19 protein-coding genes are annotated in these 25,261 nt (G+C 66.1%); 15 read left to right on the forward strand and 4 right to left on the reverse strand.

Features of this window, described 5'->3' with window-relative positions; genetic code table 11:
• From JF66_RS10770 to JF66_RS10780, 3 genes are all read right to left on the reverse strand, one after another.
• Positions 1-934, reverse strand: a 934-nt coding sequence (locus JF66_RS10770) for a carbon starvation protein A (RefSeq protein ID WP_035877787.1), incomplete at its 3' end; no start/stop codon positions are given.
• A gap of 278 nt (positions 935-1,212) precedes the next feature.
• Positions 1,213-2,919: an AarF/ABC1/UbiB kinase family protein gene (locus tag JF66_RS10775; protein ID WP_035877768.1), complete on the reverse strand. Its 1,707-nt coding sequence runs from the start codon at positions 2,917-2,919 to the stop codon at positions 1,213-1,215.
• A 37-nt stretch (positions 2,920-2,956) separates the two neighbouring features.
• Positions 2,957-3,529: a PadR family transcriptional regulator gene (locus JF66_RS10780; protein ID WP_035877771.1), complete on the reverse strand. Its 573-nt coding sequence runs from the start codon at positions 3,527-3,529 to the stop codon at positions 2,957-2,959.
• Between the two features lie 557 nt (positions 3,530-4,086).
• Here JF66_RS10780 and JF66_RS10785 point away from each other — a divergent pair.
• From JF66_RS10785 to JF66_RS10840, 12 genes are all read left to right on the forward strand, one after another.
• Positions 4,087-4,698, forward strand: a complete 612-nt coding sequence (locus JF66_RS10785) for a hypothetical protein (protein WP_156109744.1) — start codon at positions 4,087-4,089, stop codon at positions 4,696-4,698.
• Positions 4,699-4,744: 46 nt separating this feature from the next.
• A complete protein-coding gene (locus tag JF66_RS10790) occupies positions 4,745-6,619 on the forward strand; it encodes a protein kinase (protein ID WP_035877775.1) in 1,875 nt (624 codons plus the stop codon).
• Between the two features lie 171 nt (positions 6,620-6,790).
• Positions 6,791-7,861, forward strand: coding sequence for a phosphate ABC transporter permease subunit PstC (pstC, locus tag JF66_RS10795; RefSeq protein WP_081882315.1), 1,071 nt, complete (start codon positions 6,791-6,793; stop codon positions 7,859-7,861).
• Positions 7,861-9,255 (forward strand): phosphate ABC transporter permease PstA, encoded by a 1,395-nt coding sequence (gene pstA / locus JF66_RS10800; RefSeq protein WP_081882316.1) that lies wholly within the window; start codon positions 7,861-7,863, stop codon positions 9,253-9,255. Before pstC ends, pstA begins: the two co-directional genes overlap by 1 nt.
• Entirely contained in the window at positions 9,252-10,889 is a 1,638-nt protein-coding gene (gene pstS, locus JF66_RS10805; protein ID WP_231556378.1) for a phosphate ABC transporter substrate-binding protein PstS, read from the forward strand. The genes pstA and pstS overlap by 4 nt, the downstream gene beginning before the upstream one ends.
• Positions 10,886-13,579 (forward strand): hypothetical protein, encoded by a 2,694-nt coding sequence (locus JF66_RS10810; protein WP_035877778.1) that lies wholly within the window; start codon positions 10,886-10,888, stop codon positions 13,577-13,579. Before pstS ends, JF66_RS10810 begins: the two co-directional genes overlap by 4 nt.
• 113 nt (positions 13,580-13,692) lie before the next feature.
• Positions 13,693-14,799, forward strand: a complete 1,107-nt coding sequence (locus tag JF66_RS10815; protein ID WP_156109745.1) for a hypothetical protein — start codon at positions 13,693-13,695, stop codon at positions 14,797-14,799.
• A 34-nt stretch (positions 14,800-14,833) separates the two neighbouring features.
• A complete protein-coding gene (locus tag JF66_RS10820) occupies positions 14,834-15,910 on the forward strand; it encodes a hypothetical protein (protein ID WP_035877782.1) in 1,077 nt (358 codons plus the stop codon).
• Positions 15,911-16,015: 105 nt separating this feature from the next.
• Positions 16,016-17,092: a WxL protein peptidoglycan domain-containing protein gene (locus tag JF66_RS10825; protein WP_051973425.1), complete on the forward strand. Its 1,077-nt coding sequence runs from the start codon at positions 16,016-16,018 to the stop codon at positions 17,090-17,092.
• Positions 17,093-17,255: 163 nt separating this feature from the next.
• A complete protein-coding gene (locus JF66_RS10830) occupies positions 17,256-18,014 on the forward strand; it encodes a hypothetical protein (RefSeq protein ID WP_156109746.1) in 759 nt (252 codons plus the stop codon).
• A gap of 158 nt (positions 18,015-18,172) precedes the next feature.
• Complete coding sequence (locus JF66_RS10835; RefSeq protein ID WP_081882317.1) at positions 18,173-19,051, forward strand: sortase; 879 nt, start codon at positions 18,173-18,175, stop codon at positions 19,049-19,051.
• Positions 19,052-19,226: 175 nt separating this feature from the next.
• Positions 19,227-20,120 (forward strand): phosphate ABC transporter ATP-binding protein, encoded by an 894-nt coding sequence (locus JF66_RS10840; RefSeq protein ID WP_369798002.1) that lies wholly within the window; start codon positions 19,227-19,229, stop codon positions 20,118-20,120.
• A gap of 57 nt (positions 20,121-20,177) precedes the next feature.
• On the opposite strand, the gene JF66_RS10845 is transcribed toward JF66_RS10840, so the two are convergent.
• Positions 20,178-21,200: a LacI family DNA-binding transcriptional regulator gene (locus JF66_RS10845; RefSeq protein WP_035877785.1), complete on the reverse strand. Its 1,023-nt coding sequence runs from the start codon at positions 21,198-21,200 to the stop codon at positions 20,178-20,180.
• Between the two features lie 166 nt (positions 21,201-21,366).
• Here JF66_RS10845 and JF66_RS10850 point away from each other — a divergent pair, with 166 nt between their 5' ends.
• From JF66_RS10850 to JF66_RS10860, 3 genes are read left to right on the forward strand one after another with little or no spacing between them, the layout of a single operon-like run.
• Positions 21,367-23,403 (forward strand): beta-galactosidase, encoded by a 2,037-nt coding sequence (locus tag JF66_RS10850; RefSeq protein ID WP_051973426.1) that lies wholly within the window; start codon positions 21,367-21,369, stop codon positions 23,401-23,403.
• The gene (locus JF66_RS10855) at positions 23,400-24,332 is read left to right on the forward strand and encodes a carbohydrate ABC transporter permease (RefSeq protein WP_035877786.1); all 933 of its coding nucleotides are present in this window, start codon (positions 23,400-23,402) and stop codon (positions 24,330-24,332) included. The genes JF66_RS10850 and JF66_RS10855 overlap by 4 nt, the downstream gene beginning before the upstream one ends.
• Entirely contained in the window at positions 24,329-25,246 is a 918-nt protein-coding gene (locus tag JF66_RS10860) for a carbohydrate ABC transporter permease (protein WP_081882319.1), read from the forward strand. The genes JF66_RS10855 and JF66_RS10860 overlap by 4 nt, the downstream gene beginning before the upstream one ends.
• Positions 25,247-25,261: the final 15 nt, after the last annotated feature.

The raw sequence follows: 25,261 nt of genomic DNA on the forward strand, positions 1-25,261 counted from the left end.
GGAACCCCGAGATCGCGCCACACGCAATGGTCACGAACAGCAGCGGAATCATGCTGGGCGTCCCAGCGGGAACGTCCATGTTGATCATCGGGGCGACGATGTTCGGCGGCGTCGCGGAGAACAGCGTGGCCAGCAGCACGGATCCGAACAGCAGGATCAGCCCGACGAACAGCTGCACCCCATTGATGTAGTCACGCGGCTGAAGCAACACCCAGACGGGCAGAAGCGATGCGATCGCGCCATAGACGAACAGGGCAACAATCCAGAATGTGCCCGGTGACATCCCCAGCGTTGACTCGGAGAGCACGACCGGCATCGTGTCGCCAACCAGGATGAGCGCATAGAGCGCGACGACGCCGACCACGGTCACGGGCAGCAAGTGCCAGTGGAGCCGGTACACCGCCACACCCACCAGAAGGGCGACGATAATGGCGCCCCACACGGGGATGACCGCACCCGGTGTGCTGATGAGGAGGTTCTTGATGACGACGGCGAATGCCGCGATCACCATGAGCAGCACCAGGAAGATCACCACCAGGAAAAGATTGGCCCCGCGTTTTCCGATGTACCGGGCGGACAGGCCGCCGATGGAGCGTCCTTTGTTACGGGTCGAAGCCCACAGGGTGCCGAGGTCGTGCATTCCGGCGAAGAACACGGTGCCGAGGGTGACCCACAGCAGGGCCGGGAGCCAGCCCCAGATCACGGCGATCGCCGGTCCGACGATGGGGGCGGCGCCGGCCACGGATGTGAAATGGTGTCCCCACAGAATGAATTTGTTCGTGGGTACGTAGTCGACGCCGTCCTTCAGCTCGTGAGCCGGGGTCACGAAAGCTTCCTTGAGCTTGAAGACCCTGCGCGAGAGATACCGGGAATAGAAGACGTATCCAGCGGCCATGACGGCCAGACCGATGATCATGAGAATTAGAGAACCCATGAAGTTCTCCCCCCTTTGCCTGAGCCGGCGAGGGGCAGCGAGCCACCGCGGGCAGCTCTGTCCGATAGTGCGAATGGATCGACACACGTTGGCGCGGGTGGCCAAAGATAATCAACCAGGTCACCTCGAAGCTATCAGCCTCGGCCGCCCTTCCTCAACTGAAGGAGTACGCAGGGGGATCAGGCAGAGAGCGCTCGCCGGCCGTTTTCGGTGGTCCGCCGCGCCCCCGGGGTTCGCAGTTTCGGGCCGTTGCGCCCGGGAGACGGGCCTTGGCGCCCCTACGGCAGAAGGGCCCGCCGTGCCACGGTTCCTGCGAAGAGCGCGTGGATCAGTGGGAGCAGCGAGACACCCACGAGTACCGTGCCGAAGACAACATCGTCGGCACGAAGCAGGATGCCGCCGATCAGTAGGGCGGCGAAGAGGACTGCCGAGATGATCTGCCGTCCCGTTCGCTCGAGGCTGCTCAGCCGACGTTCGATTCGAGGGGCCTGTACCGAGACCGTTCCTTCTTCGATCCGGGTCGTGAGATTATCGAGTCTCTCGGGCAGCCGCGCGATGATGCCGGCAACCGACAGCGCCTGCTTTCCGGCCGTCTGCACCAGGTTGCCGCCCTCCGCTCTGATGAGCTGGGCCGAATACGGTTCCACGGCATTCCAAATGTTGAATGCAGGGTCGAGCGAACTGCACATTCCCGAGGTCAGCGACATCGCCCGAACGATGAGTAGGAAGTTCTCGGGCAGCTGAAACGGTAGGGATCGCACCACATCACTGAACTCGAGGGCAAAGGCGCGGAATTCGCGCGGGTCGACATCCTGCAACTCGGCGAAACCCATCCCGCCGAAGCGAGCGAACAGTTTCGTCATCGCCCGCTCAAGTTCTGCGGTGTCAGCGGACGGCAGGAGCACGCCCACCTCACGGATGCCGTCCACCATCCCCTTGCCGTTGCGTGACGCGGCGGCGATGAACAATTTCCGAAGCCCCCGACGCAGGGCATCGGGTACCTCGCCCATCATCCCAAAGTCGATGAAGGTGAACTTCCAGCCTCGCGCGCCGTTTGCCCCGGCCGCGCCGGCACCGAGCGGTGTGACGAAGATGTTGCCGGGGTGAGGATCACCGTGAAAGTAGCCGTAGAGGAAGAGCTGGTCGAACATGACGGATGCGAATTCCGCTGCGACCTCGGATGGGTCGATCCCGGCGGCCTTCAGCGCATCGACATCGTTGATCTTGATGGCGGTCACGTCTTCCAGGGTCAGAACCCGACGCGTGGTGCGCTCCCAGACCAGTGCGGGAACGCTGACGCGGGCATCCTCGTCGAAGTCCCGAGCGAACCGCTCGGCGCTCGCCGCCTCATGCAGGTAGTCGATCTCCTCGAGGCTCGTGAAGGCGAACTCCTCCAGCAGAGCAGGCATATCGACGCGATCAGAGACCAGACGCACGTGGCTGAGCCAGCGGGCGACACGGCGGAGGGCGCTGAGGTCGACGTCGACGATCGTGGCGATACCCGGCCGCTGAATCTTGATGACGACGTCGAGCAGGCCCGTCTCGGCCGCGTCCCTGTCCGAGAGCCGGGCGCGGTGAACCTGGCCCAGTGACGCTGCCGCCAGTGGTGTGGGATCGATGAATGAGAACGCACGGTCCAACGTCATGCCCAGCTCGGTCTCGGCGAGGGCGCGGATCGCCGGGAACGGTACGGGCGGAACCTCGTCCTGCAGGCCCTCCAATTCCTTGGTGATCTCAGGCGGCAGCACGTCAAGGCGCGACGACATGAACTGGCCGACCTTGATCATGAGGCCGCCCAAATCAACCGCAAGCACGTGAAAGCGCCGCGCAATGTGCTGCATGCGCGCCGAACGATTTCGTGCCCCGATCCGTGCGAGGCCGATCCGTGGAAGAAATAATTCGTACCACCACGTCTGCACCAGATAGCGGGCGGCGAACCGCAGAATTCTGCGGGAGCGAGCTCGCATATCTCCGGCGTCGGTCATCTGTACTCCTTGATGCCGACGTGCTGTGGGCACTCGGTCAGTCCTGGGCGAGGATGGAGTACAGCTTACGACGCGCCTCTTCCAGGACGGCCACAGCCTCTTTCACCTGTTCCGGCTTGCCGGAACGCCCCACCTGGGCAGCTGCCTGAGCGAGTTCGATGCCTGCCTTGGGCAGCGCCGTCGCCCGCCCGGTGGTGTCCTGCGCACCCGGCGCTTCCCACGGGGCCGGCTGATCGGCCGCGGCGTCGGCCACCTGACGACCCTCGTCGGTGAGCGAGTAGGTCTTGCGACCGTTGGACTCTTCCGCACCGATGATGCCTTCGTCCGCCAGCAGCTGAAGCGTGGGGTACACAGAGCCGGGGCTGGGCTTCCAGGCGCCGTTGCTGCGCTCCTCGATCTCGTGAATGATCTGGTAGCCGTGCATCGGCTGTTCGGCGAGCAGGGCAAGCACCGCCGCACGAACGTCGCCACGCCCCATCCTGGTGCCGGCCTTGCGGTCGAATTGGCCGCGTAGCTGCTCCATCGCCTCCCACATGCCGGCGACTGGCCAGCCCTCGCTCATGCCGCCGCGGCGTGCTCCGAACCCGTCATTCTTGAATGATCCGTTCATGATGTCCTCCTCAGTGCCGGAGCCAACCCGGCTCGGCGATACTTAACGATATATCGTTAGGGGGGTGTGGCGAAGCCGAAATACGGATTCCAGCACCCGAATTCGCGTGTTCTCAGCGCGTTCACAGTGGCAGCGGTTGGCGGGTGAGCGCCGCTGTCATGACGGACGGATGATGGCCGCTGGCGAGCCCAGAAACTCGTTGTCAGTAGCTGAAGCGTACTTTTGGAGTCTGGCCACCAGCCGTGGATAGGCCGGACGTTAGCTGGAGGATGGGAACCGGCCGCGCCAGTGCACCGACCCGTCTACGTCGAGGCAGCCTCCCGCCGCAGTGGAGATCGGCCGTCGAAGAGTGTCAATATGACCCCTGAACGGGGGTGATTTCCACACGCTTGTGCGGTGATGTTCCGCCCCCGTTTGCCTGCTGTTCAGAGGTCGTTCATGTGGCTGACGTTCCCCGGACACCCCGGCGCTGGAACGTACTCGCGGGGCAGGTTGCCCGAGGCGCCACGCCGTGGCGGTGCCCCATCGTTGTTTGTCATCATGTCCCAGGAGCCACCGTGTCATCGAGTCCGTCAGTTGTGTTCTCGGCCTTCCGTTCGACGACGGACCTGCGCCTGATCGGCTGGGCGGCATTTCGAGAGAACGTGCGCGCCGGCGCCCTGGCAGGTGCTGTGGCGGGGAGCCCGGCAGGGAACCTCGCAGGGAGCATGGCGGGACCGTCTGGTCCGGCGGTCGCCGAGGCGCAGAGTCGCGGGAGCCGCCCAGGCCGCCCCGCCCGTGATGGCTCGACCCTGGCCAGGGCCCACTCCGGGATCTGGCGGGTACTGGCCTCCAATAATCGCGAACTCGGGCGCAGCGCATCCGTCTACGGGTCATTCGCGGGGGCGAGAGCTCATGTGCTCGAGTTGAAAGACCTCGTTGACGACATGGTGGCCGAGACCGTGACCGGCCCCACCGCGGGAGCTCACGGCTGGATTGTCCGGGTCGGCGACCGCGTCGTGATGACCTCAGGCCGATGGTACGGCGGACCGTCATCCAGCCGGGAAGCCTCGGTCGGAGCGATTCTGGCGTTTCGCACCGCGATCGTTGCCGAGGGCGCCCGGCCGAGCGCCGAGGGCGGCCGTCGAAGCCGTGCCGAGAGCGACGACGAAAAGTCGCTGTCCTGGTGATCCGAAGCCGTCGAGACGTTCGCCCCGCACCACGGGCAGCGTAGGCATGGCGACGGGATCCGACTCTTTGTTCTCCACACGGTTTCGCCTCGGTGAATTGCTCGGCACAGGGGGGTCCTCCTCGGTGTTCGCCGCGACGGACACCGTCACCGGGGCTTCCGTCGCCCTCAAGATCCTGCACCCGCACCTCTCCGCCTCCGAGCGCTCTCGTGAGGCGTTTTTCGCCGAGGCGCGGGCAACGACGGGGCTGCGGCACCCGAACATCGCTCAGGTGCTCGGTGTCGGCGTGCACGACGCGGGGGAGGAACCGCAGGCCTGGATTGCCCTCGAACTCGTGCGCGGAGTCACCCTCGCCGAATACGTGCAGCGGAACGGCGCCCTCGACTCGCGCCAGGTGCTCACGATCGCCTCTGCCGTGCTTGGTGCGCTCGGGGCAGCCCACGCCCGCGGGCTCATTCACCGGGACGTGTCGCCGGCGAACATCATGGTTGACGGCGATGCCGGGGGAGAATTCGCGATCGGGGATGTGCGTCTACTCGATTTCGGTCTTGCGGATGCCGCTGGGCGGCCGGTGCTCGGAACGGACGTTCTGCGAAGCTCGCCCGAACCGACCGGCCCGGCACAGGGTGCTGGCCAGGTGCCGACCGAACGTCTGGTCGAGGGGATCCTCGGCAGCGTGAACTACATGTCGCCGGAACAGGCGCGCGGTGACGCCGTCGACGAACGCGGTGACCTGTACCAGCTCGGGTGTGTCCTGTACTTCGCACTCACCGGGCGGCCGCCGTTTCCGCGCGCTTCGGCCGCCGCCGTGATGCGAGCTCACGCGCGGGCACTCCCGCCGGTGCCGTCGGTACTGCGCGCTCGCATTCCGCGAGCTGTTGATCGGATCGTGGTCAAGGCCCTCCTCAAGGACCCCGCGAGCCGGTTCCAGTCGGCCGCCGAGATGATGGCCGCCATCGACCAGGCGAGCACATCCGCTGTTGTCGGCTGGGCTGTCGGCGGCGGGGCTGTCGGCGGCGGGGCCGAGCCCGGGCCGGCCATGGTCACTGAGCGGACCAAGGTGCTCGCACCAGCAGGGGCCGGAGACGTGACGGTGATCCCGGTGGCCGTCACGACGCCGCGAGGTGGGCTCACGACTAGTGCGGACAGAACTGGACACATACATGTCGCTGAGGAAGCCTCGGTGCGCCGGCCTGCCGGTGTACCCGGGCCCGCGTGGGCCCGCAGCGGTCGCACTCGGGGCGGGGCCGGCCTCTGGCTCGCGGCCATGCTGGTGGTGGTGGGAGTCGCCGTTGCCTGGGCGGCAGCATCCGGCGGGTCCGTCCCCGCGTCCATCGCGGTCACCAGCAGCACTCCGACCCCCGCACAGACCGAGGTCCCCGCACCAGCAGGCATCACGCCGAGTCACACCGTGCGGATGCCCGAGGTCGCCTCCCTGACTCTCGCTGCCGCCCGGGAGGTGCTCGCTGCGACAGGGCTGGAGTTCGGCGCCGTCGAGCTGAAGGACTCGGCCCGTCCCGCGGACACTGTTCTCGGCAGCCTGCCGCCCGCCGGAACCCGCATCGGGTCGGGGCACACGGTCGACCTCGTCGTGGCGTCCGGGGCAAACGCGATCCCCACGGTGCTGGGTCTCAGCCGGGCAGCGGCCTATGCAGCCCTCGAAGAGGCCGGTTTTGTGCCGTTGACCGAGACGCGAGGGGATTCCACGGCAACGCCCGGCACGGTGCTCGCAAGTTTTCCGTCGGCACGTGACAGTGTGCGCCTGGGAACGCCGGTCAACCTGATCGTGGCGATCGCGGTCCCGTCCGTGCCGGAGGCGCCCCCGGCAACGGCGCCCTCTCCCACGTCAACGCCCTCTCCCGCGCCTGCCCCGTCACCGAGTGCCACCCCGTCGCCTGCAGCCACCCCGACCGTCCCGTGAGCTGGACGTCCGACCACGCCGCGCAGTGACGCGCCGGCACAACTCTCCACCCCGTGTCCATCTCTTGATGGACAAATTGACGCCCAGTGTTTACCTGACGCCCGAAATATGTGTTTCGGACGTGATACCCCTCCGCGTTCCATCCCCACACCCGAATGTGCAAGGACAGCTATGTCGATCTCGACCCTCTTCGACGCGCCTCGGGTCGACCGTTCGCTGGTCGACCCGTCGCTGGGTGACCCGCCCGTGGTCGACCCGGCCAGCCCGGACTCATCCCCGCGACGGTCGCTGGCCGCGCGCCCATCGGTGTCGGACTCCGTGTTCCGTTCGGTTGCCTTCAGCGCCGGCGGTATCACGGTGGTGATTATGCTGGCCGTAGGCGTATTCCTGTCGCTGCGCGCCTCCGATGCCCTCGGGGTCGCGGGGTGGAGCTTCCTGGTTGAGCAGGACTGGTCGCCGGAGTCGAAGAAGTTCGGCATCGCATCCGTGCTCTTCGGCACCATCACGATCGCGGTCATTGCGATGTGCGTTGCCGTGCCGCTGGCCCTCGGCACGGCGCTCCTCATCTCCGAGGTCGCCCAGGGCCGGGTGCGCTCGACCCTCGTGACCCTCGTCGACCTGATGGCCGCCGTACCGAGCGTGGTCTTCGGCCTCTGGGGCGTCTTTTTTTTGCAGGCCAACGTGATTCCTGTCGCTACCTGGATCTCGACGTACTTCGGCTGGATCCCGTTCTTCCGGGTTGAGGACGCCACCGGTCAGGCCCTCACCGAGGCGAGTGCCTTCACGTCCTCGGCGTTCATCGCCGGCATTGTGGTGGGGCTGATGGTTGTGCCCACCCAGACCTCCGTGATGCGCGAGGCCTTCTCGCAGGCCCCGATCGGCGAGCGGGAGGCCGCGTTCGCCCTGGGATCCACCCGCTGGGGCATGATCCAGGCCGTCGTCCTGCCCTTCGGACGCGGTGGAATCATCGGCGGCACCATGCTCGGGCTCGGCCGCGCCCTCGGCGAAACCATCGCCGTCTACATGATCATCTCTCCGATCTTCACGATCAACTGGGAGGTCTTGAAGACCGGCACCAACTCCGTCTCCGCGCTGATCGCCCTTCGGTACGGAGAGTCCAGCTCCTTTGGCCTCTCTGCGCTGATGGCGGCTGGTCTCGTGCTGTTCCTGATCACTCTCGTGATCAATTTTTCGGCCTCGTCCATCGTGGCGCGGTCCCGATCCGGTGCGGAGAGCAACTGATGACGATCATCTCCGAACCCACGAGCTCGGCCATCGTCGTCACCGACGTCACGGTTACGGATGTGCAGACCACCACAATTCCCTCCTCCGAGGGCATCGCGATCGGCCCGCGACGCCGTGTGCGCGGCGCCCGCCTCGACGACCGGTTCAACGTGCTCGGGGCCGCTGCGGCAGGAATCGCCGTCGCTGTTCTGCTCTTCGGGTGGTTCACCCCGCTCTCCGGTGGCGTCGGGTGGCTGCTGGTGGCCTTCATCGCGTTCATCGGCGTCTACGCCCTGCTGGTGAGCTTCGCCAGTGACTGGCAGGAGGTCAAAGACCGCGTGATGGGCGTGCTGCTCGCGAGCGCTGGGGTACTGCTGTTCGGCGCGCTGGTCTTCGTCGTGGCATTCACCCTGGTTCGCGGCCAGGAGGCGCTGCCCCACCTCAACTTCTTCACCCAGAGCATGGCGCTGGCCGGCCCACTCGACGGGCTCGAGGTGGGCGGTATCGTTCACGCGATTCTGGGCACCCTGATGCAGATTTCGATGGCCCTCGCCATCACCATTCCGCTCGGCGTCATGACGGCGCTCTTCCTCAACGAGGTCGGCGGAAAATTCGCCCGGTTCGTTCGCACGATTTCGGATGCGATGACCGCACTACCCTCTATTGTCGCGGGACTATTCGTCTACTCCGCGATCATCGTGCTGATCACTCACCAGCGCTCCGGGTTCGCCGCGGCAATGGCCATCACCGTGATGATGCTCCCCATCGTGATTCGCGCCTCCGACATCGTGCTCCGGCTCGTCCCCGGCAACCTGCGTGAGGCTGCCTACGCCCTCGGTTCGACGCGGTGGCGCACGGTGTGGCACGTCGTGCTTCCGACCGCCCGACCCGGTCTGGCCACGGCCGTGATCCTCGGCACCGCTCGCGGAATCGGCGAGACCAGTCCGGTGCTGCTCACCTCCGGGGTGACAGCAGTCGTCAACTGGAATCCATTCGCGGGCCCGATGATCTCCCTGCCCTTGCAGGTATTCGACTTCGTCAAGTCCCCGGAGCCCAACATGATCGCTCGAGGCTTCGGCTCGGCGGCCGTTCTGATCCTGCTGGTGCTCGCGCTGTTCGCGATCGCGCGCGTGATCGGCGGCAAAGGACCCGGCCAGCTCGGCCGCAGACAGCAGGAGCGGGTGAGCGCGGAATCCGCCCGCGACCTGCGGCGCATCACCATTCAGGGTCACCGACGCGCCGAGGTCGACGCGTCGTCCGGGGCAGCCGAGCCGCCGACGTCCGAGCCGCCGACGTCCGAGCCGCCGACGTCCCCGTCGCCGCTATCCGAGCGGCCTCAATCCGACTCACCGCCAGCCGACTCACCGCCAGCCGACTCACCGCCCCTCAACGCTAAGGAGACGTCCTCGTGACGCGCCAGCCCCGGCGGATTCATGCAATCCGCGCCCTTTTCGCCCTCACCGTCGTGCTGGCCAGTGTGCTCGGCGCGCTGCCGGCCCATGCCGTGAGCTACGATCCGATCACCGGCACCGGCTCGACCTGGTCGCAGAACGCCCTTGACCAGTGGCGCAAGAACGTCGCCTCGAACTACGGTATGACGGTCAACTACTCCGGTGTCGGCTCCTCTGCCGGCCGGCGCGACTTCGTGGCCGGCAACGTGGACTTCGCCGTGAGCGAGATCCCGTTCCAGACCCACCCGGAGGACAACTCAGCCCCCGAGATCCCGTCCCGGGGCTATGCCTACATGCCGATCGTCGCGGGTGGCTCCTCGTTCATGTACAACCTCAAAATCGGTGGGGTGCGGGTCTCCAACCTGCGTTTGAGCGGCGCGGTCATCACCAAGATCTTCACGGGAGTCATCACCAAGTGGAACGACCCGGCGATCCAGACCGACAACCCGGGCCTGGCCATGCCCGACAAGGGCATCGTGCCCGTGGTGCGTTCCGACGGCTCGGGGTCGACCGCGCAGTTCACCCTCTGGATGTCGAAGCAGCACCCCGCCCTGTGGAGCGCTTTCTGCGCCAAGGTCGGCCGCACCTCGTGCGGCCTCACCTCGCAGTACCCCACGTTCGGCAACGCCAAGGCACAGAGCGGCTCCTCCGGGGTTGCCGGCTACGTGAGCCAGGACTACGGAGAAGGGGCCATCACCTACGTCGAGTACTCCTACGCCCTCGAAGCAGGTTTCCCGGTCGCCAAGGTGCTCAACGCGGCCGGGTACTACGTGGAGCCCACCGCAGACTCGGTCGCGGTAGCCCTGCTCCAGGCCCAGATCAAAACGGACGTTGCTCCCACCAGCCCGGACTACCTCACCCAGGTTCTTGACGGTGTGTACAACAACGCCGACGCCCGAAGCTATCCGCTGTCGAGTTACTCCTACATGATCGTGCCGACGGCGGTCGGTGGTGTCTTCACGGAGAAGAAGGGCCTCACCCTCGGCGCGTTCGCAAACTACATGCTCTGCGAAGGACAGCAACAGGCTGAGGCACTGGGCTATTCGCCGCTCCCGATGAACCTGGTGCTCGCCGGATTCGACCAGATCAAGCGCGTTCCCGGGGCAGACGTGTCGGGCGTCGACATCAACAAATGCAACAATCCGACGTTCAAGCCCGGCGATTCGCCCTCGAGCAATCAGCTGGCCGCGGCAGCGGCACAACCTGCCGAGTGCGATAAGGTCGGCACCGCGCAGTGCACCACGGGTACTGGCGGCGCGCCCGCTGACACTCCCACCTCGGGTACGGGAACGGGCGGCACCGCCGCCAGCGGCGACCCGGCGGCGGATGCCGCTGCGGCAGCCGCCGGGACCGGTGCAGTGGATACCGCGGTCTACGACGAAAACGGAGCCCTGATCTCGGGCGGAACGGCCGGAGGTGCGGCGGGCGTCTCTGGTACCGCCGTTGCCTCGCCGTTCACCCTCGCCGAGGCCGGCTGGGGGTCCCAGCAGGCGGTCATGCTGTTCGCCGGGATTCTCCTCATCGGCGCGGCCGTGCTGCCGCCGGTGCTCTGGAGACGACTGAAGCCCCTCGTCGCGAAGGCGGGCCGCAAATGACGCGTCGCATTCTCGCCGCGAAATCAGTGTGGGTTCGTGCCGGTGCCAGCGGAATTGTCGTCGGGCTCGTCGTCGGAATCGGCATGTCGGTCCTGGCCTCGTTCGCCCCGTCGGCCGCATCCGCCGACACATCGAGCGCGGTGACGGTCACCGCGTCGAGCGCGATCACGCCCGATGGTTCGCCGTTCCCTGATCTTGCCGTCACGGTCTCGAAGACGACCGATCTCACCTCTGAGGGTGTGCTGGTCAGCTGGACGGGAGCGGGCACGAAGAAATCAACCCGCCCGCAGGGCAACGTGGGTGGTGAGAACTTTCTGCAGATCGCGCAGTGCTGGGGGGAGGACCCGCTGAACCCGGGCCACCCCGACCGCACGACCTGCCAGTACGGTGCCTTCGCGAACTCCGGAAGAGACTCCGGAGTGCTGCCGAATATCGATCCCGAAGATCCCGACGCGGTCGAGGCCGCACGGGGACTGGCGCCGAACATCGCCCCGCAAGACGAGCAGTACACCACCCCGAACTATGGCGGGGCGGCGGGACCGTTCACAGCGATACCGTTCCGCGCCGCGAGCGGCGAACAGATCTCCGCGGTGTTCACGAATACCGGCTCGGACGTGCGCACGCATTACATCACCGACCTGGCCGGCAAAGTGCAGACCGCTCGCGGCGATCCCACGGCCGATGGTGTCTCTCTGCCGTCGGGGATCGTGGGCGTCAATCTCGCCTCGAATCAGTTCTATACGCAGTACACCTCCAACGAGATCAAGTGGGCCGGGTCCGATGACACCGGCACGGGTTCCGCGAAATTCGAAATGCAGACGTCGATGCAGTCGCCCGGTCTGGGCTGCGGTCAACCGGTCATCATCACCGGTCAGCCGACGACGGGCCAGTCCTGCTGGCTTGTGGTGATACCCCGCGGCACCGGTGATTCGGGGGTGACCCAGATCATCCGCCCCGGCCTGTTCTGGGACGCGTGGCAGCACAGCGTCGCGGTCAAGCTCGATTTTCAAACCGTCGGAATCCGCTGCGAAATCGGCAGCTCTGAAGCACAGCTGAGCGGCAGCGAACTCATTGCCGGCGCGGTCTCCTCATGGCAGCCCGAGCTGTGCGCCGGCGCGAATGGCTCGGCCTTTGTGCTCTCGACCGGCAGCGAAGCGGACTCCCTGGCCTCGGCTGCCCAGAAGGTTCCCGGACCGCTTGCTTTCACCTCCCGGCCGTACAGCACGACCGCCGCCGACCCCCTGCAATATGCTCCGGTGGGACTGTCCGGCATCGCGGTGAGTTTCGCCATCGACCGGCGAGTGACGCCGAGCGGCACGGTCGACCCGGCCTACGTCGCGGCCGAGACCCAGGCGTTCACATCGGTGAACCTCACGCCCCGACTGCTGGCGAAACTTCTCACCTCGTCGTACATCGGGTCGTTGCCGCCGGGAGCCGATCTCACGCACGTGAATTACACCAACAATGCGGATCGGGGCAAGAACCCGGCCAACATCACGCGCGATCCGGAGTTTCTCGCGATCAACGACGCGGAGTGGGCCGCTCAGGACCTGAACAGCATTTCGCTCTCCGATGTGCTCGCCCCCTCGGGGCGCTCTGACCTGGCCACCCAAGTGTGGCGCTACATTCTGGCAGACCCGGACGCGGTCGCCTTCCTGAACGGAACCCCCGACGAGACGGGCATGATCGTCAACCCGTACTACTCCACGAACGCCGCGGTGAACCCCACGGGCACCGGACTGGCGCTGCCCAAAGACAGCTTCCCGAAGGCGGACCCCGTCGAAACGGTGTCGGGTACTGCTGCGAGCGATCCGGGGCCGGTCAACCTCGTGACGTGGCGGCCGTTTTCTTCTGACTGGGACAACGGTGCCTATCTCACGCTGCGCGGCGACGGGCAGGCGCTCGGCGAATGGGATCTCAACGCCACGCCGCACAAGTACCAGAAGGCCGTGCGAAGCCTGGCCGGCGACCAGGGAGTGCTCGGCCTTACGACCACCGCATCCGCCGCTCGCTACCAGAACGTGACGGCGTCACTCCGAAACTCGGCAGGTCGCTTCGTCGCACCGACGTCGGGCTCGATGCTGGCTGCAGCGGGGGCCATGACACCGACGGCCACGCAGGCGAAGGTTCTCGAATATGACCCGGAATCGGCCTCGGCGATCGCTGCTCCCACGGCGTACCCGTTGACGATGCCGGTCTACGCCGCCCTGAATCCGTTGCAGACCGACCCGTCACTCCGGGCCACGTACGCGAACCTGATCACGTACGCCGCGTCCAAGGGTCAACACCCCGGCACGGCGCTCGGTCAGCTTCCGGCCGGGTACGCGCCGATGCCGCAGGCGTGGGTTGGCCAGGCTCTGCTGGCCGCGACGGCGATCAAGGACGGTATCAGCCCGGTCGTGTCGCCAAACACTTCGGCGACCGCGTCGAGCAGTGCAGCAACGTCGAATTACACGAATTCGGTTGGTGCGAGTGCGGCGGCGGCGGTTGCGGCGGCTGCGACACCCGTCGCTGCTGCGGCGGGCGATCCGACAGCGACCGGATCGGCTGCGGGCCCGCTCGTGGGCAAGCCCACCCCCGATGACCCCGCGATCGGGCCGGTCTCGGCCGCAATTCCCACGGGCCTCCTGGCCGGCCTGCTCTCAGCAGGTGCTGTCCCCATGATTTCGCGCATCCGGAGACGTCTCTGATGCCGCGTACCCACTTGACGACTCGACCCGGGGCTTCGCGCGTCGGAACCGGTCGCCAGGAAAGGCGTGCCCGTCCGGGAGCGTCTCTTGCACCACATCCGAAAGGCATCACAGTGATTTCGAAGAAGACTCTTGCGCTTTGCGCAACTGTCGGCATTGTCCTCTCCGGCTTTGCAGTTGCTTCACCGGCCATGGCCGACCCCGTCTCCAACAGCTACAGCATCGCCGGCTCTGACACTCTCGAAGATGTCGTCAGCGCCCTTGCGAACGGCACAAACGTGACCGGTTCCGTCGTGCGTTCCACGGTCAACTCCGCAACTATCGGGTCATTCGATGCCACCGGCTCTGCCTACATCACCGCGAAGCCCAACGGCCCCCGCTTCGGTCGGCCCAACGGCTCCGGCGACGGCGTGAAGGCGCTGAGCCGCTCGATTGACGGTGCTGTGTACACGTCTGGTGCCGCCGGAAGCCCGAAGGACATCGTCATCACCGGACAGGTCGACATCGCACGGTCCTCCAGCGCGGGCACCCGCAACGACGCCGGGGACCTCCTCTACGTTCCGTTCGGCCGCGACGCCATCGCGTACGCATACCAGGGCGCAGCGACGGGCATCGACAGCCTCACCGCATCCCAGATGAAGAGCCTCTACGAGTGCTCGCCGGGCTTCCAGATCGGTGGCGTCACCGTCACGCCGAACATCCCCCAGGCCGGCTCGGGAACCCGCAAGGACTTCCTCGCGAAAATCGGTTCGACGGAAACCCTCATGAAGACCGTTCTTGAAGGGGGCTGTGTCGTCGAAGGCCAGGAGCACGACGCAACGACCCTCACGGCCGAGTCGGTCATGCCGATGGCTGCTTCTCGCTGGGTCGCCATGAACACCGGTGCTTCCTATGACAAGCGCGGCACGGGCACACTCGGGTCCCTCGTTGCCGGAGTGGCGCCGGTCACGGGCGTCGGCACCTCGATGGTTCCGAACGCCGCGTACTACGCGGACACCATCTGGGGTCGCGACACCTACCTCGTCGTCGAGAACGCAAAGATGGACTCGACGAACGTCAAATACGACGCAAACCTCTTCAAACTCCTCGACCCGACCCAGGGCACGGCTCTCACCAACTCCCAGACCTTGGTGTCCAAGGCTGGTGCCGTCAAGAAGAAGTTCGGCTTCCTGCCCCCCACGACCGGCGTCGTTTCTTACCGCGTCGCCAAGACCCCGTAGCCACCCCTTCCCTGACTGAGAATAGGAAAAAGTAATGATCACTTTCACGACAAAGACTCGTTTCGTCGGTGTGGCAGTTGTCTCGCTCGCGCTCGTCGCAGGTGCAGCCGTCGCATCCTCGACTGCGGCCACCCAGACCAACGGTTCGGACGCCCCCATGTTCACCTACGACACGAACGGGGTGCTCGTCACCGACCTCGCCCGCACGTGGGGCTTTGACGAGGACCTCTACTCCGGTTCAACGACCGCAGCCTACGATGACTCCTACCTGTGCCCGTCGATGTCGACCGGGGCGAGCATCTTCCTGTCGCCGGTCGGCGGCGAGCGCAGCGTCAGCACGTGGTCGGCCTACGCCGTTTCCGCTTTTGCTCCCGGTCGTACCACCGAGGTCGTCGCTCCGACGCTGACCCCGGGCATCCTGATCAACGGCACGCCGGGCGCGTTGGCCAGCAAAGCGAGTGGTGGACGGTTCAGCCTCGGCCTCGCCTGCAGCACCAACAGCGGAGTGACCATTGTCGGTGCGTTCTACCGAACCATCAACATCACCCCCGTCACGGGAGTCTTCACCTTTGAAGCCCAGGCAGGCCAGAACGTGACGCCGCCAGTCGATCCCACGACGACCGGCACCATCGCGCTTGCTCCGACCACAACGGCTGCCGTCGTCACCAACGGCGTCCTCGCCCTGACGGTTCCGGCCGGCGCTGCGGCGACGTTCAACGCTCCGTCGCTGGTGAACAACACCTCGACCACTACCGGTTCTCTCGGAGACATCACGGTGAACGACGGTCGGATTGTTTCACGCAATGGTTGGGACCTGAGCGCGACCGTCGCCGACTTCACGAACAGCGTGGACCCGTCGACCACCATCAGCAAGTCCCAGCTGGGTGTTGTCCCGAAGCTGGTCGTCGCTGGCACCGCCGCAACCGGTGTCAGTGCCGCCGCGGCCCAGGTGGCCGGTTTGGCCAGCGGCTCATACGCCTTCGCCTCTGGAGCGGCAGCGAACACGGTCGGTGACAGCGTCTTCAACGCCGATCTGACCTTTGTCGCTCCGCAGAACAAGGCAGCCGGCACCTACACCTCGACGATGACCCTCACGGTCGTCTCGAAGTAGCAGGAGCCACCCGCTCAACCCGGGGGGAGGGACGGCGTTCGCGCTGTCCCTCCCTGTCGTCCCGCTGCACGCCACTCCAGAATCATCCGCAGAAAGCCGCTAGAAATGACACCGTCGATCGTGACCCCTCGCCGCCCCGCTATCCGCTTCCTCCTCTCCGCTACCGCCGGCGTGCTGGTCGCTCTGGGAATGACCGTGAGCCTCGGCGTCTCGGGCGCCTGGGCGGAAGGCTCCGACGGCATCGCCGCTGCGCCGTCGGCCAACGGGGGAGTCGACCAGTCCCGCAGCAGGTTCAGCTATCAGGTCGAACCCGGCCAGACTCTTCATGACGAGTATCTGGTCGAGAACACCGGAACGACGGTCCAGTCCGTCACCGTCTATGCCACCGACGCATTCAACACCGAGGACGGCAGCTTTGCGCTTCTCGAGGGCAACGCCGGTGCCGTGGACGCCGGCCAGTGGATCACCTTCGACAACGGCACCAACCGCATGCAGGTCACTCTCGACCCCGGCGCCCAGCAGGTGTTGCCGTTCGCCGTGAACACCCCGGCCGATGCGTCGCCGGGCGACCACGCCGGCGGCATGATCGTGTCCGCCCTCTCGCCGGCCGGACAGGTATCCGTTGATCGGCGCGTCGGCATCCGCCTGTACGTGCGGGTCAAAGGGCCCCTCCAGCCGGCCCTGACCATCAGCAGCATCGAATCGTCGTACCAGCCGAGCATCAACCCGTTCGCGGGCGAAACGACCATAACCATGACCCTGAGCAATGCCGGCAACGTGTCACTGAGCGCCGACACGGTCGCGCAGGTCCGGGGCTTCTTCGGGATCCCGCTCAGCGGCCTGACGGACCAGGCGATTCCCGAGATGCTACCCGGCACGTCACGCACGGTCAGCCTCGTCGTTCCGGGTGTGGGCCCCTGGGTCTATCTCAATCCGCACGTCTCCCTCGCCGCGACCGTTGACGACGACGCCCTGAACGCAGGGGTGCTCCCATCCGGCGAACGCAGCAGCGACCTCTTTGTCGTGCCGTGGGCGGTACTGCTGCTGCTGGTGGCCGCAGGAGGAGTCTGGCTGGGTCTGCGGTACAGCCGAAAGCGCACCGCTACGAAGGCTGCGGTCTGGATCGAATACACCGAGGCCGAGGCACGCCGTAAGGCGCGGGAAGAAATCCCGGTCGGCTAACCGGCCGCACGGCCTCGACAGATGCACCTCAGCCCCCGCGGAGGTCACTCCAGAGCAGGGGAGTCGCGCGTCGGCGCTCGCCGGAGAGAGAAAACCTGATCGTGTTTGCCTCTTGTTAGCATTCCGGCAAGGTTGCTGAAACCTTTGCTGTGCTAACTAAACTGTGCTCACATTCCCCCCCTCACGCCAGCTTCCTATAGCGGTCCTCATTGCCCTCTTGGCGATGGCGGGCGTGGTCGGTGCTCTCCCCGGTAGTGTCGTTCCGAGCGTCGCCGCTGCGACGGACGATCCTTCCGGTGTCGATCTGAGCGTGGATGTTCTCGGGTCGACCGGGACGCCCTCGCCCCGCGCCCCGGCGGCGCCACACCTGACCCCCGCCTCCGCGCGTGGAGTCACCCAGACGACGGCGGCGGGGAGTGCCGAGGCCACGCATGCCCTCGGCACTGAAGCCACCGATATCGCCGGTGTCTTCACCGTCAGCGGTGTCACGGTGACACCGAAGTCGGACTTCGGCCCCGGCGGCGGCGACATCGTTCTGGCGTTCACGCAGCGAAACGTTACGACCTCCCCCATCACGTCGAGTCTCAGATTCTGGATCACGAACGCCGTCGGCATGCAGGTGGCCGCGGTTGACGACGTCACCGTTGCCGACCTGGGTCCGGGGGAGACGCGCACGGTGGCAGCCACCCTGCACGACGTTGGCCAGTGGACAGCGTTCACCGGTCACGTGACGATGACACCGCCGGCCGAGGTGCGCGGAACGGCGCTGGAACCGGTGTCCCGGAACTCCCTGATCGTCATCCCTCCCTACTTCCTGCTCATCGTGCTGGCCTCGGTCGGCGCGCTGGCTCTCGCCCTGCGTTCCCTGCCCGGCGTGCGCCGCGGCCGGAAAGCCACTGGCCTGGCGGGGGCCCAGTCGTGACCTTGACGACGTCGCCGGGCATGCTCACGCCCCCCGGGTCGGCGGAGGCGGCCGGTCAACCCGACCGCGCAGCATCCGGCCGGACGTTTGGACCGCCTCGGCCCCCGAAACCCCCGAAAGCGACCAAGCCGCCCAGGATTCCTCAGCCGCCCCGACGGATGCCGACGCTTCCGCGACCGCCGGTCGACCTCAGCCCGCGCGATCGGGCGATCCGGTCGACCCTGGCGATCCTGGCCGTGCTGATTCTCGGCTTGCTGGCCGACATCATGGTGCTCGGTCACCTGCAGCACGTCGTGAGTCAGCAGCAGCTCACGAATGCGTTCCGGTTTGAACTCGCCGAGGGCACAGCGCCGGTCAGCGAGGGCAACGTCGATAAGGTGCTGCTCACGTCAGGCACTCCCGTCGCGATGATCGATATTCCGTCGATCGCTGTGCACGAAATCGTGGTCGAAGGCACCGACTCGGGCACCCTACGGGCCGGGCCAGGTCACCGTCGTGACAGCGTCCTTCCTGGACAGGTCGGGTACAGCGTCATCATGGGCCGGGCCGCAGCGTACGGCGGCCCGTTCGCCCGAATCCAGGAACTGCGACCCGGACAGCAATTCACCGTGACCACCGGCCAGGGCGAACACACCTACGCCGTGATCGGGGTCCGGTATGAGGGCGATCCCATGCCGCCGGCGCTCGGCGCAGGCAAGAGCCGTCTGGTGCTCGAGACCGCACGCGGCCCGGCGTTTGTGCCGGACGGTGTCGCCAGAGTGGATGCCGAACTCGTCTCCGAGACCAAGCCAGCGGGAGCCCGGCAGACCACCTATCTGACGCTGCCCCTCGCCGATAAGGAACTGGCCACGGACACGTCGACGGTGTGGGCCTTGGTCTTCGCGCTGCAGTTCCTGCTCATTGTCGAGCTCGCCGCCGTCTGGGCCTTCCGGAGGGTCGGCCTCCGCAAGACGTGGACCGTGTTCCTTCCCGTCGTCACCGTTGGTGGGCTTTTCGTGGCCGACCAGCTTGTGCGTCTGCTCCCGAATCTGCTCTAGCAACCCGAAACGAATGGTCATGAATAACGAAAACACGTATGACGACGAGCTGACCCAGGTGCTCCCTCCTCTGGTGACGTCCGGTGCGCCACAACCTCGATCACCACAACCTCGGTCGGCGCAGCGCGATCGGAAGCCACGCATGGCGACCCGGGCGGCGTTGTCGACCCGGGCCATGCTGTCGACCGGGGGCGCCCGGTGGGGCGCGCTGAGTGCACCGTGGACGAAACGTCCGGCCGGCCCGGATCAGCTCACCGACGCGACCTTCGCGCCGCCCGCGCGCGCGCTCGCGCCGCTGGCCACGCTCGAGGGCCGAAACGTGTCGGCCTGGTTCGGAGAGCGCCAGGTGCTCGACCGGGTCAACCTCGTGATGCCTGCGGGCATCATCACCTCGTTGATCGGCCCCTCCGGCTGCGGCAAGTCGACATTCCTGCGCATCCTGAACCGGATGCATGAGCTCGTGCCGTCCGCGAGCCTCGCGGGAGAGGTGCTCCTCGATGGCGAAGACATCTACGACCCGGAGCGCAAGCTTGTCGACGCCCGCAAGCACATCGGCATGGTGTTCCAGAAGCCCAACCCCTTCCCGGCAATGTCCATCTACGACAACGTCATCGCCGGTCTCACGCTCACGGGCACGCGAGCCTCGAACGACGAGAAGGACTACCTCGTGGAGAGCTGCCTCACCAAGGCCGGTCTGTGGAAAGAGGTGCGGGATCGCCTGCGGGCCCCGGGCGGAGGGCTGTCCGGTGGGCAGCAACAGCGCCTGTGCATCGCCCGGTCGCTTGCCGTCACCCCGCGCATCCTGCTGATGGACGAGCCCTGCTCGGCGCTCGACCCAACGTCCACGAGGGTGATCGAGGAGACCATGCTCGAGCTCGCCCACGAGGTGACCATCGTGATCGTGACCCACAACATGCAACAGGCCCAGCGGGTATCCCAGAACTGTGCCTTCTTTCTCGCGTCGCAGGGTACCCCCGGGGGAATCGTGGAGCACGGCCCGACCGATGCGATGTTCGGCAATCCGATCGACCGCCGCACGGCCGACTATGTCGGCGGCCGTTTCGGCTGAGCGGCACTCGCTCGTCGGAGTCCGGAGCACAGGACGGTACGTCGGCGCATCGGGAGCTTAGGCCGAATCGCGCCAGACAATAGGCGTATCCAGCAGGATGCCGTCGGCCGGCTGCTCCTCGCCGCGCAGCTGTCCGAGCACGCACTCGGCAGCCGCGGCGCCGAGGCCGAATGCCGGTTGGTGCACCGTTGACAGGTGGGGCTGCGTTCGCAGGGCCCAGGAACTGTCGTCGAAGCCGACCATGCCCACGTCGCCGGGCACGCTCCGCCCGGCGTCGCGCAGGGCTTCGAGGGCTCCTGCCGCGACAGCGTCGGACGCCGCGAAGACGCCGTCGATGTCGGGATCGCGCGCCAGCAGTGCGCGCATGCCCTCGACGCCGTCGGAGAAGGTGTAGAACGGCACGCTCGCCACGAGATTCGGGTCGAAGCGCGTACCGAGGGCGTCCGTGAAGCCGGCCAGCCGGTCGCTGCCGGAATCCCGGTCGAGTGCCGCCGCGATCATACCGATGCGACGTCGACCGGTGTTCATCAGGCGTTCGGTGATGTCGCGCGCCGAACGGCGGTTGTCGATACCAACGAAGGGGAGCTGGCGCAGGTCTGGCGGATGCCCGACGAAGGCGGCCGGCAACGCCAGCTTTTCCACGACCCGGGTCATCGGGTCCTGGGAACGCGCCGAGACGATGATGACCGCGTCGACGAAACCGCCGCTGAGGTAGCGCGCCACGCGGTCGGTGTCGCGCTGAGAATCGATGACGAGGCTGACCATCTGATAGTCCGCGCGGGACAGCGCGGTATTGGCGCCGAGCAGGATTCCACCGATGTTGGGATCGTCCAGAAACAGGGAATGTGGTTCGTGCACGATGAAACCGACCGCTTGAGAACGCTGCATGACCAGGCTGCGAGCGGCATTGTTCGGCACGTAGCCGACCTTTTCGATGGCCGCCTCGATGGCGGTCCGGGCATGCGCGGAGACGTACGGTTCGTCGTTGACGACCCGGCTCACCGTGCCGCGGGACACTCCGGCTTCCACGGCGACGTCGTGGATGGTCGCACGTTTGCGCCGTGTCGGAATTGTCACCATTTGATAACTGTAACTCTCCATTCGAGATGCACGCTTGACACGGCCGTCGAAAGATTCATAGTCTGTGTACGTTCACAGAAAACCCAAAGTTGTGTTGTGCTCTTGGCTCTGTGCACGTTCACAGGTCCGTTCGGACCGTGCAGAGCCAGACAGATTCAGGGAGCCCATGAACACGCGAGCAGCCACTCACGATGCTTCGGCGACGTCCACGCCGTTCGTGCACGAGGGCATCGCCTACGGGTGCGACTACAACCCCGAGCAGTGGGGTCCCGAGGTCTGGGCCGAAGACGTTCTCCTGATGCGCGAGGCCGGGGTTGACCTGGTCGCCATCAACATCTTCGGGTGGTCACACATCGAACCGCGCCCGGGTGAGTACGACTTCGACCGGCTCGACACGATCATCGAGCTCCTGCACGCCCACGGCATCCGCATCAATCTCGGCACCGGTACCTCGTCACCGCCGCCGTGGCTGACCACCCTGCACCCCGAGATTCTTCCGATCGTCGAAGACGGAACCACTCGCTACCCCGGGGGGCGCCAAGCCTGGTGCCCCAGCTCGCCGGTATTCCGCGAGCACGCCCTCGCCCTGGTCGAGAAGGTTGCCGAACGCTACGGCCGGCACCCGGCGATCGCACTCTGGCACGTGTCCAACGAGCTGGGTTGCCACAACGCCCTCTGCTACTGCGACGACACCGCGGGCGCATTCCGAGTGTGGCTGCAGGCTCGCTACGGAACAATCGATGCGGTCAACACCGCCTGGGGCACCTCATTCTGGAGCCAGCGTTATGGCGCCTGGGACGAAATCCTCACGCCGCGCCTCACCCTGTCCAGTCGTAACCCGGGCCAGGTGCTCGACTTCCACCGCTTCAGCTCCGACGAACTGCTGGACTACTACCGCCGCGAGACCGCGGTGCTGCGCCGCCACTCCCGTGTTGCCGTCACCACCAACTTCATGGTCACCGCCCACATCCGCAACATGGACTACTGGACGTGGGCGCCGGAGGTCGACATTGTCGCCAACGACCACTACCTCGACCACCGCCTCGCCGAGCCCGCCACCGAGCTGGCGTTCGCCGCCGACCTCACCCGCGGACTGGCCCAGGGCAAGCCGTGGCTTCTGATGGAGCAGGCCGCCGGCAGCGTCAACTGGCAGCCGCACAACCTCGCCAAGGCCCCGGGCGAGATGACCCGCAATTCCCTCACGCATGTCGCCCGCGGTGCCGACGGCATCTGCTTCTTCCAGTGGCGTGCCTCGCTGCAGGGTTCCGAGAAGTTCCACTCGGCCCTGGTGCCGCACGCCGGCACCGACACCGTGCTCTGGCGCGAGGTGGTGGCGCTGGGCGAGACCCTCGACCGCCTTGCCGAGGTCACCGGCAGCACAGTCGTTGCGGATGCCGCGATCATCTTCAGCTGGGAGTCGTGGTGGGCCGGCGATGGCGAAACCCGGCCGTCGCAGTCGGTGCGCTACCTTGAGCAGGTGCACGCCGTTTACGCCGCGCTGCACAACCTCGGCGTCACCGTCGATATCGTGGCCCCCGGGACCGACCTCTCCCGCTATCGCCTGGTCGTTGCCCCGGCGCTGCACCTGGTTTCGGATGCCGACGCGCAGACCCTGAACGACTACGTCACGGCCGGCGGCCACGCCCTGGTGACCTTCTTCAGCGGCATCGTCGATGAAAACGACCGGGTGCGTCCGGGCGGCTATCCGGGTGCCTTCCGCGAGATGCTCGGCATCACCGTGGAGGAATTCTCCCCACTGCTACCGGGCCAGGTTCTCACCCTCGATTCGGGTGCGGCTGCGAGCCTGTGGAGCGAACGACTGCGCAGCACCGGAGCCGAGGTCATGGCGAGTTACCTCGATGGTCCGCTGCCGGGCGTCCCCGCCATCACCCGCAACCGGCGTGGAGAGGGTGAGGCCTGGTACCTCGCGACGGCGCTGGAATCGGGAGACCTGATCGACCTGATGCGCACCATATGCCGTCAGGCGAGGGTCACCGCCGTCGGCCCTGAGGGGGACGGCACCATTGAGGTGGTGCGCCGTGTCGGCGCCAAAGCGACCTACCGGTTCGTCATCAATCACGGGGCGGAAGACGTTGACCTGCCCGCCGAGGGGCGCGAACTCGTCACCGGCCAAACCGTCAGTCGTGTCGTGCGTGTTCCGGCCGGGACCGTTCGCGTGATCAGAGAGGACCTCGCATCATGAGCGCACCTGCCGTCGCACTCTCGGACGTGCCAACCACTGTTGTCCGTGTACGGAAAAACCGGAAGCGAGTGCCCCACCGTGGCGCCATTCTCGCCTTCGTGCTCCCGTTCGGCACCCTTTTCGCCCTGTTCTACCTCGTACCGATCGGCTATGCGATTTATCAATCGCTGCTGGTGATCGAGCGCGAGGGTACCTTCGGCAAAGCGACGGAGGTCTTCGGCGGCCTGACCCAGTACATCCTGGTCTTTCAGAACGGACCGTTCTGGACGTCGATCGGTCGAGTTCTCACCTTCGGAGCCGTGCAGGTGCCGATCATGCTCGGCCTCGCCCTGCTGTTCGCTCTCTTGCTGGACTCGCCACTCGTGCGCGGCAAGAAGTTCTTCCGGCTGGCGTTCTTCGTGCCGTACGCGGTACCGGGCGTCATCGCGGCGATCATGTGGGGGTACCTCTACTCACCCAACCTGTCGCCGTTCAGCGCCGTCACCGAGAACATCGACTTTCTGTCGGCCGACCTCGTGCTGTGGGCGATCGCCAATGTGGTCACCTGGGTCTTCGTGGGGTACAACATGCTGATCATTTACTCGGCGCTGCTGGCCATCCCGACCGAACTCTACGAGGCGGCTCGCCTTGACGGTGCCGGCCAGCTGCGCATTGCCTGGTCGGTGAAGATCCCGCTGATCATGCCCGCCATCATCCTGACGGCGATCTTCTCCATCATCGGCACCTTGCAGCTGCTCGCCGAACCCCAGGTGTTCCGCAGCTTCAGTTCGGCCGTGACCAGCACCTTCACTCCGAACCTGACGGTGTACTCCACGTCGTCGATCCCGAACTTCAACCTCGCGGCCGCGTTCTCTGTGGTGCTGGCCTTGGCCACGTTCATCCTCTCGTTCACATTCCTGAAGTTCACGCAGCGGAAGGAAGCCAAATGAGCACCTCGACCAGCAGTACCCCCGTCAAGCCCCGACGCGGTCCTCGCACCCCGGCGAGTGCGTCGCCGCGTTCTCAGCGGGAAAGCCCCTTCGCCCGGGTGAGTGCCATGATCGTGATGGGTGTCTTCACCCTCTACTTCCTGGTGCCGATCTGGTGGCTGCTGGTCGCAGCCAGCAAGGACCGATCCCAGTTCAACACCACCAACCCGCTCTGGTTCGCCGACTTCACCCTGTTCGAGAACATCGGCAACCTGATCGCCTATCGTGACGGTGTTTTTCTCAAGTGGATGCTCAACAGCGCGCTCTATGCCGGGCTCGGCGCGCTCATCGGCACCATCATTGCCGGCATGTGTGGCTATGCCCTCTCCAAGTACGAGTTTCCGGGGCGCGAGATGATCTTCAACGTCGTGCTCGGCGGCGTGCTGGTGCCCGCCACTGCGCTGGCGCTGCCCCTGTTCCTGATCTTCAGCCAGATCAGCCTCACCAACACGTTCTGGTCGGTGTTCCTGCCGAGCCTGGTGAGCCCGTTCGGGGTGTATCTGTCCCGCATCTATGCGTCGGCCAGCGTGCCGGACGAGCTGATCGAGGCCGCCCGACTGGACGGGGCCAGTGAGCTGCGCACCTTCTTCACCGTCTCGGTGCGCATGATGGTTCCGGCCCTGGTCACGGTGTTCCTGTTCCAGTTCGTCGCCATCTGGAACAACTTCTTCCTGCCGCTGATCATGCTGCGCGATGAAACCCTGTTTCCGGTCACGCTCGGTCTCTATGCCTGGAACTCGCAGGTGAACCAGATTCCGGTGCTACGGGATTACGTGCTGATCGGCGCGCTCTTGTCGATCATCCCGCTGATCATCATCTTCCTGCTGCTCCAGCGTTTCTGGCGAAACGGCCTCAGCGCCGGTTCGGTCAAATAGCCGCCTCGGCGGCCC

The sequence above is a fragment of the Cryobacterium sp. MLB-32 genome (assembly GCF_000738085.1).
Taxonomy (GTDB): domain Bacteria; phylum Actinomycetota; class Actinomycetes; order Actinomycetales; family Microbacteriaceae; genus Cryobacterium.